At 50.6% G+C, this 13,131-nt stretch carries 13 protein-coding genes and 1 tRNA gene; 11 read left to right on the top strand and 3 right to left on the bottom strand.

Annotated elements, in window-relative coordinates:
* Positions 1–392: 392 nt before the first annotated feature.
* From K5Y32_RS19150 to K5Y32_RS19135, 4 genes are all read left to right on the top strand, one after another.
* Positions 393–575, top strand: a complete 183-nt coding sequence (locus K5Y32_RS19150) for a general stress protein (RefSeq protein WP_110867269.1) — start codon at positions 393–395, stop codon at positions 573–575.
* A 70-nt stretch (positions 576–645) separates the two neighbouring features.
* Positions 646–1,158 (top strand): ferritin-like domain-containing protein, encoded by a 513-nt coding sequence (locus tag K5Y32_RS19145; RefSeq protein WP_222185477.1) that lies wholly within the window; start codon positions 646–648, stop codon positions 1,156–1,158.
* Between the two features lie 129 nt (positions 1,159–1,287).
* Entirely contained in the window at positions 1,288–1,905 is a 618-nt protein-coding gene (locus K5Y32_RS19140; RefSeq protein WP_222185476.1) for a glutathione S-transferase family protein, read from the top strand.
* Between the two features lie 10 nt (positions 1,906–1,915).
* Positions 1,916–3,958 carry a pyridoxamine 5'-phosphate oxidase family protein gene (locus tag K5Y32_RS19135; RefSeq protein ID WP_222185475.1) on the top strand — a complete coding sequence of 681 codons (2,043 nt, stop codon included), beginning with the start codon at positions 1,916–1,918 and terminating at the stop codon, positions 3,956–3,958.
* Positions 3,959–3,964: 6 nt separating this feature from the next.
* Here the strand turns inward: K5Y32_RS19135 and K5Y32_RS19130 are convergent, their stop codons facing one another.
* A complete protein-coding gene (locus K5Y32_RS19130; protein ID WP_370635120.1) occupies positions 3,965–4,447 on the bottom strand; it encodes a GNAT family N-acetyltransferase in 483 nt (160 codons plus the stop codon).
* A 29-nt stretch (positions 4,448–4,476) separates the two neighbouring features.
* Here K5Y32_RS19130 and K5Y32_RS19125 point away from each other — a divergent pair, with 29 nt between their 5' ends.
* Positions 4,477–4,980, top strand: a complete 504-nt coding sequence (locus K5Y32_RS19125) for an STY4534 family ICE replication protein (RefSeq protein WP_222185474.1) — start codon at positions 4,477–4,479, stop codon at positions 4,978–4,980.
* A 23-nt stretch (positions 4,981–5,003) separates the two neighbouring features.
* Here K5Y32_RS19125 and K5Y32_RS24930 read toward each other — a convergent pair whose 3' ends face one another.
* A complete protein-coding gene (locus tag K5Y32_RS24930) occupies positions 5,004–7,115 on the bottom strand; it encodes a P-loop ATPase, Sll1717 family (RefSeq protein ID WP_255602701.1) in 2,112 nt (703 codons plus the stop codon).
* 1,122 nt (positions 7,116–8,237) lie between these two features.
* On the opposite strand from K5Y32_RS24930, the gene K5Y32_RS19115 reads away from it, so the two are divergent.
* Genes K5Y32_RS19115 through K5Y32_RS19105 form a run of 3 tightly spaced genes read left to right on the top strand, consistent with a single transcriptional unit; the run spans position 8,238 to position 9,490 of the window.
* Positions 8,238–8,756 carry a DUF2778 domain-containing protein gene (locus K5Y32_RS19115; RefSeq protein ID WP_222185473.1) on the top strand — a complete coding sequence of 173 codons (519 nt, stop codon included), beginning with the start codon at positions 8,238–8,240 and terminating at the stop codon, positions 8,754–8,756.
* On the top strand, positions 8,734–8,994 hold the full coding sequence (locus tag K5Y32_RS19110; protein ID WP_222185472.1) for a hypothetical protein: 261 nt from the start codon (positions 8,734–8,736) through the stop codon (positions 8,992–8,994). The genes K5Y32_RS19115 and K5Y32_RS19110 overlap by 23 nt, the downstream gene beginning before the upstream one ends.
* Before the next feature lie 4 nt (positions 8,995–8,998).
* Positions 8,999–9,490, top strand: coding sequence for a type VI secretion system tube protein TssD (locus K5Y32_RS19105; RefSeq protein ID WP_222185471.1), 492 nt, complete (start codon positions 8,999–9,001; stop codon positions 9,488–9,490).
* A gap of 133 nt (positions 9,491–9,623) precedes the next feature.
* Here K5Y32_RS19105 and K5Y32_RS19100 read toward each other — a convergent pair.
* Positions 9,624–9,699 (bottom strand) — tRNA-Phe (locus K5Y32_RS19100).
* 194 nt (positions 9,700–9,893) lie between these two features.
* On the opposite strand from K5Y32_RS19100, the gene K5Y32_RS25000 reads away from it, so the two are divergent.
* From K5Y32_RS25000 to K5Y32_RS19085, 3 genes are all read left to right on the top strand, one after another.
* The gene (locus K5Y32_RS25000) at positions 9,894–11,216 is read left to right on the top strand and encodes a PAS domain-containing methyl-accepting chemotaxis protein (RefSeq protein ID WP_222185470.1); all 1,323 of its coding nucleotides are present in this window, start codon (positions 9,894–9,896) and stop codon (positions 11,214–11,216) included.
* A gap of 126 nt (positions 11,217–11,342) precedes the next feature.
* Positions 11,343–12,566 (top strand): SpoIIE family protein phosphatase, encoded by a 1,224-nt coding sequence (locus K5Y32_RS19090; RefSeq protein WP_222185469.1) that lies wholly within the window; start codon positions 11,343–11,345, stop codon positions 12,564–12,566.
* 9 nt (positions 12,567–12,575) lie between these two features.
* Complete coding sequence (locus K5Y32_RS19085) at positions 12,576–13,127, top strand: SiaB family protein kinase (RefSeq protein WP_222185468.1); 552 nt, start codon at positions 12,576–12,578, stop codon at positions 13,125–13,127.
* Positions 13,128–13,131 lie beyond the last annotated feature (4 nt).

Genomic DNA, 13,131 nt, shown 5'->3' with positions numbered 1-13,131 from the left:
TAAAAAGGGTAAATAGTGCGCTTCGCTTAAAAATAATCACTTTCACATAAGCAATTATATTTTTTAAAGCCCTTTTAAGATAATGGCTAATGATCTATCCGCCACTCTCTCCTTAGGGAAAAATGAAAACATCAGGAATACTGATTCATTTCATCACATTGAAATAAAAATAACTCACAAGCGCAGCGGTTAATTATTCTACCCCCCTATTAATCGCGAAGATTTAATTATCATTTAGCAAAATCAATATATTTAATGCATGAAAAATAATTGAACAATTTCAACATCGATAAGATAAATCCTAATTGCTTTTGGTTGTACGTTTGGCTTTTAGGGCTAACCTTAAGTAGCAAGTGAAATACGCGTTATCCCCTTTATCTGAGGTATTGATTATGACAACACCACGTGGCGGTTCTGGCAATTTTGCCATGGACCCGGAAAGAGCCCGCGAAGCGGGTAAAAAAGGCGGCCAATTAAGCGGCGGCAATTTTCGCAATAATCCAGAACGTGCGATTGAAGCAGGACGAAAAGGCGGTAAAAAAAGCCGTCGAGTCGTCGATAAATCTCCCGCATAACGTTATTGCGGCTGGCCGGTAATTCGGCAACAGCCGCAGTATCCTTTTATTTATTTGTCAGGAAAATATTATGAGCCACAGCAGCGAAGAGCACTTTCTCGATTGGGTAAAAGATGCCCATGCCATGGAAAAACAGGCTGAAAGCATGCTGGAAAAAATGGCCTCGCGCCTTGAACACTATCCCGAACTTAAACTGCGTATCGAACAGCATATTGTGGAGACTCGTGAACATCAGACGCTGGTGCAGAGCGTGATTGATCGCTACTCCACTTCCCAATCGGTATTGAAAGATCTTGCCGGCAAAATCTCCGCTTTTGGTCAGTCGATTGGCGGCGTGATGGTGGAAGATGAAGTGGTGAAAGGCGCGATCAGCGGCAATGTGTTTGAACACCTTGAGATTGCCAGCTACACCTCACTGATTGCGGCGGCGCAGCATCTTAACGATCACGAAAGTGCCGATATCTTCTCTCGTATCCGCGAGCAGGAAATCGCCATGGCCGACTGGACCTTGACGCATTTACCTGACGTGACCGAACAGTATCTGATTCGCTCCGCTACGCCCGGCGTTGAAGCCAAGAAGTAGCTCCCGCACGATTCTTCCATTTTTCGCAACAATGACTTCGCTAACCCGGCTATTCTGCCGCTAAATTGTCTGTGCGAACCTTATGGCAAGGCTCGGGATTATCCCGAGCAACACCTAAGGAACCGCAACATGAAACTCTATCATTTCCCGCTTTCTGGTCATGCTCACCGCGCACGTCTGTTCCTGTCGCTGCTGGATTTACCGCATGAAGTCATCGATGTCGATCTCAAATCTGGCGAAAACAAAACGCCGGAATTTCTCGCTATGAACCCGTTTGGTCAGGTTCCGGTACTGGAGGATGACGGCGTGTTTATTGCCGATTCCAATGCCATTCTGGTCTATCTGGCGAAGAAAACCGGCCGCAGCGAATGGCTGCCGGAAGATGCGCTGGGCGCGGCGGCGGTACAGCGCTGGCTCACCGTGGCAGCCGGTGATATCGCCTTTGGTCCAGCCGCGGCGCGTTTGATTACCGTGTTTGGCCGCCCGTTCAATCCAGAAGAGGTGATTGCCCGCGCGCATCTGGTGCTGTCACGCATTGAGCAGCATCTCGAAGGTCGCGAGTGGCTGGTCGGCGATCGCCCGACTATCGCCGACGTCGCGCAGTACAGCTATATCGTGGGTGCGCCAGAAGGCAATGTCGATCTCTCTGGCTATCCGGCGGTGAACGCGCTGTTGCGTCGCATCGAAGCGCTGCCGGGCTTTGTGCCCTTCCCTCAAACTGCGGCTGGCCTGCGCAGCATCGCCTGAGTCCACCATCATGAGCAAGAAACGGCCGGTTTGGCATCAGGGTGAAATTGCGCTTCAGCAACAGGCGGGTGTGGCGGAGCGCATGGCGGACGTCGGCCAGCGCGTGATCCGCGATCACATGCCCGATCAACACCGCGACTTCTACGCGCAGCTGCCGTTTATTGTGGCGGGCAGCGTGGATGCGCACGGCGATGCGTGGGCCACGCTGCTGGAAGGCCAACCCGGTTTTATCTTCTCGCCCAATGCCACCACGCTGGATATCGAGGCGCGTCCGCATCAAGGCGATCCCGCGGCGGCGGGCATGCAGGATGGCGCGCCGGTTGGGCTGCTCGGCATCGAACTGCATACGCGGCGACGTAACCGCATGAACGGCGTGCTGCAGGCGATTGGCGCTGGTTTTCGCGTGCAGGTGGAGCAGAGTTTTGGCAACTGCCCACGCTATATCCAGCTGCGTGACTTTCACTTTGCACATCCTCCCGCTGAACCTTATCGCGGTGAGGTGGAAATCCTGAGCGCGCTGGATGATGCCGCGCGCGCCAGCATCGGCGCGGCGGATACCTTCTACGTCGCCACCTATGCCGAACGCCAGCTTGATGCCTCGCATCGCGGCGGCAAACCGGGTTTCGTGCGCGTCAGCGAAAGTGGTCTGCTGACCATTCCCGACTTCAACGGCAATCTGTTTTTCTCCACGCTGGGCAACATTCACCATAATGGCAAAGCGGGATTGCTGTTTGTTGATTACGCCAGCGGCGACACGCTGCAACTGAGCGGCGATGCCGAAGTGATTCTCGACTCGCCCGAGACCGCCGCCTTTCAGGGTGCCGAGCGGCTGTGGACGTTTCGCCCGCGCCGTATCGTGCGTCGTCGTGCCGCCCTCGCCTTACGCTGGTTAACGCCGCCGGATGGCGTCGCACCCAGTTCGCTGATGACCGGCGACTGGCAAGCCGCCGCCGAACGCCTGCGTGCAGCAGATCTGGCTTCGCGCTGGCGTCCGTTCAAGGTGATTAAGGTGGTGGATGAGAGCGCTACGATCCGCTCGTTTCATTTAGTGCCGGATGATGGCGCGGGTCTGTTGCCGCATCTGGCTGGTCAACATCTGCCGATTCGCCTGCAGTTGCCCGGTACGGATAAGCCGCTGATGCGCGCCTACACGCTTTCGGTCGCGCCATCGGAGAATTTTTACCGCATCAGCGTCAAGCGCGATGGCGTGGTATCGCGTTACCTGCACGATCATCTCCACACCGGAGATACGCTGGAAGCGCGTGCGCCGGCGGGTGATTTTACTCTCGACGCCAGCGAACCGCGTCCGGCGGTGCTGCTTGCCGCTGGCGTGGGCATCACGCCGATGCTGGCGATGCTGCGACATCTGATATACGAAGGAGTGCGCAAACAGCGCCTGCGCCCTACGTTTCTGTTCCAGTCGGCGCGCAGCAAAGCCGAGCGCCCTTTTGTGCGCGAACTCGACCAGTTGCTGGCGGCGGCGCATGGCGCGGTGAAGCTAGTGCGCGTGCTGAGCCAGACGGCGGACGCAGAACCGGATGTTGATTACGATTTTGCCGGCCGCATCGATATGGCGCTGCTCTCGCGGGTGCTGCCGTTTAACGATTACGACTTCTATCTGTGCGGTCCGCCGCAATTTACCCAGGCGCTGTACGACGGGCTGCGCGCCTTGAATATCGCCGACGATCGCATTCACGCCGAAGCCTTTGGGCCGTCGTCACTGCAACGCACCAACGATATTGTTAAAGAAGAAAAACCGCTGTTGCCCGTAGCAACCCAATCGGTGCCGGTGAAGTTCATGGATTCACTGAAAGAGGCGCGCTGGACGCCGGATACCGGTTCGCTGCTGGAGCTGGCAGAAGCGCGTGGCCTGAGCCCGGCGTATAGCTGTCGTGCCGGACATTGCGGCAGCTGTAAAACTAAACTGCTGCAAGGCGCGGTGACTTACCCAACGCCACCGAGCGCGCAAGTGGCGGATGATGAAGTGCTGATCTGCTGCGCGCGGCCTGCGCAGCAGGAGGATGAGGTGCAGGCGATTCAGCTGGCGCTGTGAGATTTATCACGCTTTGTTTTTGTAGATATCAGGCCGGGTAATCGTCCACGCGTGATTCGGCTGGTTAACCGGTTGATAGCCAAACTTTTCATACAGCCACGGCGCCGTGCTGGTGAACAGCGTAATTCGGCGCAGCCGCGCGAAAACCGGATGCGCATGAATACACGCCATCAACCAGCGTGCCAGGCCGTTTCCCTGATACGCGTCGAGCACATAAACATCGCACAGATAAGCGAAGGTGGCGTAATCCGTGATGAGCCGCGCAAAGCCAATCTGTAAGCCTTGATGATAAAGACCGAAGTTAAGGCTGTTTTGTATCGAAGCATTAACCGTATCTTCATCAATACCTGCTGCCCATGTCGAAGTGGTGAGATAAATGCGGATATCACCTGTGTGATGAGGTTCTTTGTACTTACCAGCCAGCGCGGCATAGCTATCCGCGCTTCCTGACGGAAAGCATTTATCCGTCAGGGATGAATGTTTCTCCATCACTATTTCCCACTTCTGGAGTAAACATCATGACTGCTACCACTACTAACAACGCTGCAAACAACGCCAACACCACTTCTACCAAAGCTGAATACTTCAATCTCAACATCAAAGGCCTGGGTTATCTGAGCAACATTCGCAGAATTGAAACCCTCAATGGCGGTTTTCTTAGCGTGGTGATTAATGCGCTGAGCGGCCCCACTGACAGCCCAACCTATGTACGCTTCGATGCCACGGTCGCCGGTAAAGAAGCAACGGATCTTATAAGCCGCTGCCAGAAAGCCGTAGAAGAGGACCAGAAAGTGCTGCTTGGGTTTACTCTTAGCAACCTAACGTCAGACATTTTCACGCTTAACAAAGGTGAACATGCAGGCGAACAGCGCGTTAGCCTGAAAGCCAGACTGATTAAGGTCGATTGGATCAAGATTGGTCAGGCGATGGTTTATAAGGCTAAGTGTGTGGAATCAACGCACCGTCCCAAGCTAAATCAAGCCAAATTCATGTTGATAACACCTTTTAACAAAATGCCCTGAGTTACTCAGGGCATTTTTTCGTATTATCTTTTACGAGATGATTTGGAGGCTCTTGACGACTTAATGCTGAGATAGCTTGTTTCATAAAGCGTCAGCAGTTTACTCATTTGCTCATCAATTACATCATGTCTCTCTGGGCTTCTTAATTTTTGCAATAGCTTAGCGATATACTTCGCAGGGAATTTCATAATGATCACATTATGTGACTGGAACATCTCTTTAGTCCAATCAAGCTCTTTTCCTGCATGCAATTGCTCGGTCTCGTCTCTATTAATTATAAAACCTAACTTTCCATACACTCCAGTCAAATAAGATTGTAACTGCCTGTACTCTGTTGGACCTATGTCGACGTAATTTTTAGCATCAAATACAATATGCCTTGATTTATAGTCATTTAATACACGCCCCCAGAAGTCAGATTTCCCTCTATTCGTCCCTATAATATCACGACGCTGAACTGATGCGCCATTTGGATGGTGCTTGATATCCATCAAGTGCGCTGCAAAAATAATCCTTAGCGCATCCAGACACCACAGTTCAAATTCTGAATCACCCTCTTTACCCGTGGGAATTTGATTCAAATGAGTAACTATCTGTCCAATTTTTGCATTGCGGACGTCTGAATTTTCAGAAACAACCTTGATTTCATATTCATCATTTATTTCTTGAGCTTCATCGGGAGATAAAGCATCTTTATTCAAATTCAACCCTAACCAGTAACAAGGATGAATCAAAATTTTATCAGTATCATTGAATCCTTTGTCAGGAGTTCTCCCATCATGACAAAAGGAATATGCTCCTGAGTTCTTATCCTTAATGCCAAAAAAACCCACACTATAGAGGCTTTGTAATATTCCTGAAGATTTTAGCAAGCTAAACTCTGATTCTAATTTCGGATCTTCAGACTCACTGATTGCTTCAAATGCAGCATCTATTTTTCTTTTGGCTATAGCAACTGTTTGCTCAGGCTCAGCAGACTTAAAGGCATTGGTACAAATATGAATTGAAGGAAAAATCTTTTGATATTCTTTCCAAAGATCCTCTAACCGCGCTATAGATATTGATTTGGCCGCATATTCAAGGTCATCTTGTACAGCGGTATGCCTTTGGTGGCGAAAAGCACAGAAAAAAGCTTCATTCAAAAGAGATAGCAAATCTCTAGGTCTATACAAAGTGAACTGCAAACAACGTTTGAATCCCTCTCGACCAACTAACTCACCGGCCACACATCGATCCCACACTCGCTGGTCCTTTTCAATATCGAGCGAGAAATGAATTTTAAGCCGTTTTGCCGCAAGACCTAACAGTTGAGCCCAATCCCAATGTAATCTAATTACTTGGCCTTCCACATTTCTAGAATAATCAGGATCTAATTTAGCGAGCGCTCTAAATATATTATCCCTTAGAAATATAATTGGTCTGATATATTTGGTTTTCTTGTTCAATTCAATTGAAGCATAAGTCAACCCAGCAATGATACCAATACCTATTGAATCTGGCTCATATCCTTCATCTAGTCTATCCATCAGTATAACTATATTTTTTTCGTTCTTATCTAATGCTTTAACTACCTTTTCCTCAATCATTGATAACTCTAGTTCATACTGAAGATCACCAATTGAAGATTCGGGATCAGAGTTAGAGAGAAACTCAGCAGCTATTGTACGGCATTTTTTAAGAACATCTCCGCGCACTGAAATCCATCGATCAATGTGCGTTCGCAGTTCAGGGTCAGATTTGATATCTGAAGATAATTTATAGTGTGAATGAAAATATGAAACTATCTCCATCAATAGAGAATACTTCCATAAAATCCTTGTAGCTGCTCTTGATAAATTAAAAGAATCAGAAAAGGGTCTTAAAAGAGATCTAAATCCTATAATTTGAGTATCTTCGGGAGAGAATGTAAAAACTTTCGTGGTTTTATCTCTCTCCCAATGCTTATTCAACTGATAGAAAAGAGCACTTTTACCAGTTCCCCTTCGGCCAACCACAACTGTTCTATCATCGGATTCAATGAGAGTTCTAAAATCAGCAGTCTCGATAAATGCCTCAGACAGCATGCGGTTGTCATTCTCGGCAGTGGTATCGCCTAACGGATTAGATTTTAATAATTTGTCACTAAAATCAACCATTTGATGCTCCATATCAAATCATCAATGAGAATTATGTCTAACGACCTAAGATAAGTCCCAGTGGCATGAGAGTGCAAACAAACATTTCATAAAAATGCACTAATTTTTACCGCTCTTTAGGCAATTTGGGCAAAGCTGGCTTATCAATGAAAATGTTCGTTTAGGAAATTAATTATCTCTTTGTTCTTCACGTAAACGATGTTCACATCACCTCAAGTAACAATAAGAGGTGAAAAATGAAATATAAATTAAGATCAACTATTTACACGTTGGCATGCTTACTATGTTCTGAGTCAAAAGCATTAGAGATCGAACAAACAGAAACAGATTCTGTCTCGTCCATAAGCATAGAAAGTTCAAAAAATTCAAGCGACTTTCTCAGATAGGATGAGTTGATCAAAGGATTGAGAGTAGAGTTATCGCCCAATATAGATAAACTCACCGCTTTGGGCATCTAAGCCCGCAACAATATAGAACGTCGCCACTACGCCGAACTCTAGGTAAAACAAGAATACGATCGTACCGAAACGAGCTCAAATTCCAGCACGAAGTTGATGCTGCCTGGAAACGCCTGATGCCCAACATTCTGCCGGTCAACATGAGGGCAATTCCGTAGGTATCGCGCATGACTCAGGTGGTCGCTTAGCGCTGATCGTGCGCGAAGCGGATTGTCAGCGCTGCGATGCCCAACAGTCCTATGTTCTCACTGATGAACTTCACAATATTATCTAACTGGTAGAAATCAAAGCGATGTTCAGCACCTGCAATTTGCGGTCATGCATTGGATGAGGGGCTAACACACCGGATGCCACGATTTGCATCCGCTCTTCAGGAATTTCTTTTAGCCAAACTTGCTGTAGTTACAAAAGCTCCTGTTATCAATCTGGCGATATCACCACTGGCACTTGAAGTAGCAATGCTAGTTTAAGTAACCCTCCCCTGGCATTAACGCAATTAAGATATTGATTTATTTGTCATATTAAACAATCTCAACCGCACCATTCAAAAAATCATTAGTTCAAAACGTTAGATTAACTCATAAGAAAAACTAATAATTATTGGCACTATATTCCATTCATTGTTACTATCACCCACAGTTATTACATGGATATTGAGGGAACGATGGCACTGAATGGAACACTTATTCTGAACGGCGCGGATTACGCACCGTTAAACATCTATGGCGTCGGCGTTTTCATGGCGTTTTCTGGTAACGGCGCTTATCGAAATCGAGGTGGATGCGGCGCAGTTTCGGGCGACGGCCCATTGCCACCCGGGAAATACTGGGTTGTCGATCGCGGCGCGGGTGGTTTCTTTGGTAAGCGAAAGGCGGAATTACAGGACGCCTGGAACAAGTACACGAAAGGCGTGGCCTTTGGCCGAAGTGAATGGTTTGCACTCTATCGGGAGGATGCAGCCATTGACGACGAGACATGGTATGAGGGCGTGCGCCGCGAATTATTCCGGCTTCATCCGGGAACCGTGTCAGAAGGTTGCATCACCATTCCCCACAACTCCGATTATGCGCGTATCCGCCAGGCGTTTATGAACACATTAATGGTGCCCGTGCCAGGCAAACCTTCGCTGATGGCCCGAGGATTAATTGAGGTTGTTGCCAATGGCTCAAACACTTGCCCGTAGGGCCGCAAAATGCGTTTTCTTCATACTAGTAACGCTGGCTGTGGGCAGATCGCTCGGTGGCGCTGAAACGTACATCTCACAGAATTTCGCACGAAAGGTTGCCGTGTTAATAAGCGGCGAATCCAACATTGAAACTCTCTACGACGCCTATTTCTACATTGATGTTGTCATCGTGGTGTCCATCACCACGGCTGTTTACTTAATAACCATGAAGTTAATTAAAAAAATAAGGAGCTAATGAAATGCCTATCCCTCCGTATATGTGGCTTAAAGACGATGGTGGAGCAGATATTCGAGGATCTGTCGATGTTCACGACCGTGAAGGCAGCATTGAAATTATCGGCATGAGCCACGGCATTAACCTGCCGGTGGATGGCTCTAACGGTAGGATCACCGGTACACGCCAGCATTCATCAATGATGATTGAGAAAGAAGTGGATAGCTCCACGCCTTATCTGTACAAGGCAGCGGCCACCGGACAGACGTTAAAAAACGCGCAACTGCGCTTTTATAACATCAGCGATGCAGGTCAGGAGGTTTGCTATTACACGGTGCTGATGGAAAACGTGAAGGTCACTGGCGTTAACTGCGGCGTGGCAAATGTGAAGCTTGCAGGCAATGACAAACTAAACCATACGGAAAGCGTCAGTTTGCAGTATGAAAAAATCACGTGGCGTATTGTGGATGGCAACATCCAGTACACGGATGCATGGAATGAGCGTCCAACCGCTTAGAACAACCTTTTCTGCTTTTGAGATGCAGAGACTCAAGCACCGCATCGAGCCGTAATCGTCACAAAATTGTATGAAGAGTGATGAAACCCAGAAAAGCAAAAACCCAGCCATAAAGGCTGGGTTTTCAGAATGTTGGTGCCCGGACGCGGAATCGAACCACGGACACGGGGATTTTCAATCCCCTGCTCTACCGACTGAGCTATCCGGGCAACGGGGCGCATTAAACCCTACTCGCGCAGCACCGTCAAACGCTTTTAGGCAAAAATCGGCTGACTGATGCCTTTTAAAGCAACCTCCAGACCAACAGGTAAAAAATTATTCGCCTATCGCTGTTATAGGTGAATTTTTAATCGCTTGTGCCGATAACCGTGCTGACATCCTATACCAATAATAAGGTTCTCCCATGTTCAGCACTATTACATCAGGAATACTGTCACGCCTTGCGTGGCAAAAACGCGGTCACAGCAGGGCAACGCTTAGTTCATTACAAGATGCCATCGCCATGGTCGAATTCACCCCAGAAGGAAAGATCCTTACCGCCAACGAGCTGTTTCTCGAGCGCATGGGTTACACGCTCAAAGAGATTGTTGGTCAGCATCACAGCATATTCTGCACCGCCGATATGCTCAACTCACCGCAATACCGTGACTTCTGGCGACGCCTGAATCGCGGCGAAGGCTTCAGCGATAAATTCCTGCGTGTGGCAAAACACAGCCGTCCCATCTGGCTAGAGGCGAATTACGTGCCGGTGCAGGATCGCAGCGGTCGCGTGATTAAAATCGTCAAGCTGGCGAGCGATATCACCGCGCGCATCATGGACGCACAAGAGCAGCGCGCCATGACCACCGCAATTGAGCGTTCGATGGCGGTGATTGCCTTCAATCTCAAGGGCGAAGTGTTGATGACCAACGACAACTTCCTGAAAACCATGGGATACAGCGCGTCTGAGGTGATTGGCGTGCATCACAGCCAGTTCTGCCCGCCAGAGATGCGCAACAGCGACGAATATCGCCGCTTCTGGCACAAACTGAATCAGGGCGAATTTATCTCTGGCCAGTTCCAGCGCGTGAATAAACGCGGCCAAACGGTGTGGCTGCGCGCCACTTACAACCCGGTGTTTAACGAAACCGGCGAGTTGTACAAAGTGGTGAAGTTCGCCACCGATGTCACCGCGCAGGTGGAGAAGAACCAGCAAGAGCGCGAAGCGGCGCAGCAGGCGTATCAAACAGCGCTGCAAACCAGCGAAAGCACGCGTCTCGGCGCGACAGTGATCGAGAACAGCGTGCAGACCATGAATGATTTGGCGGGCGAGCTGCACGGCATTTCCGGTGATATCAACGATTTGAGCGAATCGTCGGATCGCATTGGCGCCATTGTCGAGAGCATTCGCCGGATTGCCGATCAAACCAACCTGCTGGCGCTGAACGCCGCGGTGGAAGCGGCGCGTGCCGGTCAGCATGGTCGCAGCTTTGCCGTGGTAGCCAATGAAGTGCGCACGCTGGCGGCCAACATTAACCGCGCCACCACCGAAATTGAGAACATGGTGCAGAAGAACCATACGCTGGCGGAGAAAGCGCTGAAAGGTATCGCATCGAATCTAAAACGCGCCGATCAGGGCGTGGTGTTGGCGAAAGAAGCCGGCGGCATGATGGCGGATATTCGCGGCAGTTCCAGCGAAGTGGTACGCGCGATTGGGCACGTTACGGCGGCGTTGAAGGAAGAGTGATTTGTAGCCAGGTCGCCATGAATGGCGACCCTACGGAACCGTGCGAGTTTTGGCGCGGCCATGACATAAAACTGTCACAGCCGCGCAGTAATCTAAGATAATTCCTAATCAACGTCAGATTCTCCTATGCAGCTGCCTGATTTACGCGCAGGCCTTGCCTCCCTGTCGAGTCGTTCTCGTGCGCGTTCGCTGTGCATGGCGGTGCCGTTTGTCAGTCCCGCGATGGACAACACGGCGGTGATGGCGTTGTTTACCGAGCACAAAGATCTGATTGGTTTGCCGGTGATCGAAAACGGCACGCCGTTTGGCATGATCAACCGCCATATTTTCCTGTCACAAATGTCGCGCCCGTTTTTCCGCGAACTCTACGATCGCAAAAGCTGCATCGCCTTTATGGATAAAGAGCCGCTGGTGATTGATGCCGATACCGAGCTCGATCAGGTAGCGCAGCAAGTGGTAGCGACCGGCGATAAGTCGGTCACCGACGGCTTTATCCTTACCGAACAAGGGCGCTACATCGGCATCGGGCTGGGCATCGACCTGATCCGCACCGTGTCAGATTTGCAGCATCAACAGCATCAGCAAATTTTGCAAAGCATCGATTACGCGCGCGTGATTCAGGACGCGATGCTCGATCGCTCAACGCAGCAGATGGCGCAGCAGCTCAACGATTGGTGCCTGCACTGGCAGCCGCGCGATGGCGTCGGCGGCGACTATTACGCCTTCCATCAGGATCAACACGGCTGGCTGGCGCTGATTGCCGACTGCACCGGCCACGGCATTCCCGGCGCATTTATGACGGTGATCCTGCAATCGGCGCTGGAAAATGCGCTGCAGCAGAATCGGCGCGCGCCGTCCGATGTGCTGCAATCGCTTAATCGCCATATCAAACAAACGCTGGGGCAGCTCAATGCCTCGCAGCAAACCTCGCTGTCGAACGACGGCTGCGATGCCATCGCGCTGCGCCTCGATAGCGAAAATCATCAGCTTTGCTGGTCAAGCGCACGCATGCACGCGCTGCTGCATACCGCTGGCGGCGAGGCGGAATCGCTGAAGGCCGATCGCGTTGGCGTCGGATATACCGATACGCCGCAGGATTACGTCTGGCCGCAGCAGCAGCGCACGCTCAATCCCGGCGACATGCTGCTGGTGATGACCGATGGCGTTACCGATCAGCCCGGCGGTGAACGTCAGATAATGTTTGGCAAAAAGCGCATTCAGACGCTGCTGAATCACTATCAAACGCTGCCGATGCCGGCACTTTCCGCGGCATTCGAGCAGGAATTTCTTCGTTGGCAAGGCAACCAGCCGCGACGCGATGACGTCACCTGGTTTGGCTTCCGCTATTAGAGTCACGTTATGAATCCAGGTTCGAATCTCAGCCGCATCCCGCCCGACAGCGTGGCGCTGCACTACACCGGCCTCTTTTCGCCGCAGAACATCACCGCGATGGGCGAAGTGATCAAAGTGTTTCTGGAGAATCAGCAGGCGCCGGTCAAAGTGCGGCGTCGCCTGTTCTCCAGCTTTGTCGAGATCGTGCAGAACATCCTGCGCTATTCGCAGGATAGCCGCAGCACCAGCCATGCCGAGCAGGATTTCCGCTTCGGCACGGTGACACTGCACGTTGAAGGCGATAACTACGTGCTGGAGAGCAGCAATCAGGTGGATCAAGTGGCCTGCGAGCAGCTGCGCTACTGGCTCGATCTGCTGCGCACCATGAGCAACGAAGAGATCAAACAGGCGTATCGCGTGGGTTTGCGCGCCGAGAGCCCCGCCACCAGCAAAGGGGCCAACATTGGATTATTAACGCTGGCGCGCGACGTCAGCGAACCGCTGGAGTATGAACTGCGTCCGTTGGCTTCCAACGGTTACGCCACGTTTTGGCTGAAAGCCACCATTCACCAGGATTGATCAA

It is taken from the genome of Pantoea sp. DY-15, from assembly GCF_019795935.1.
Lineage (GTDB): Bacteria > Pseudomonadota > Gammaproteobacteria > Enterobacterales > Enterobacteriaceae > Pantoea > Pantoea leporis.
Note: the sequence above shows the minus strand (reverse complement) of the source record. Positions and strands in the feature narration are given on the sequence as shown.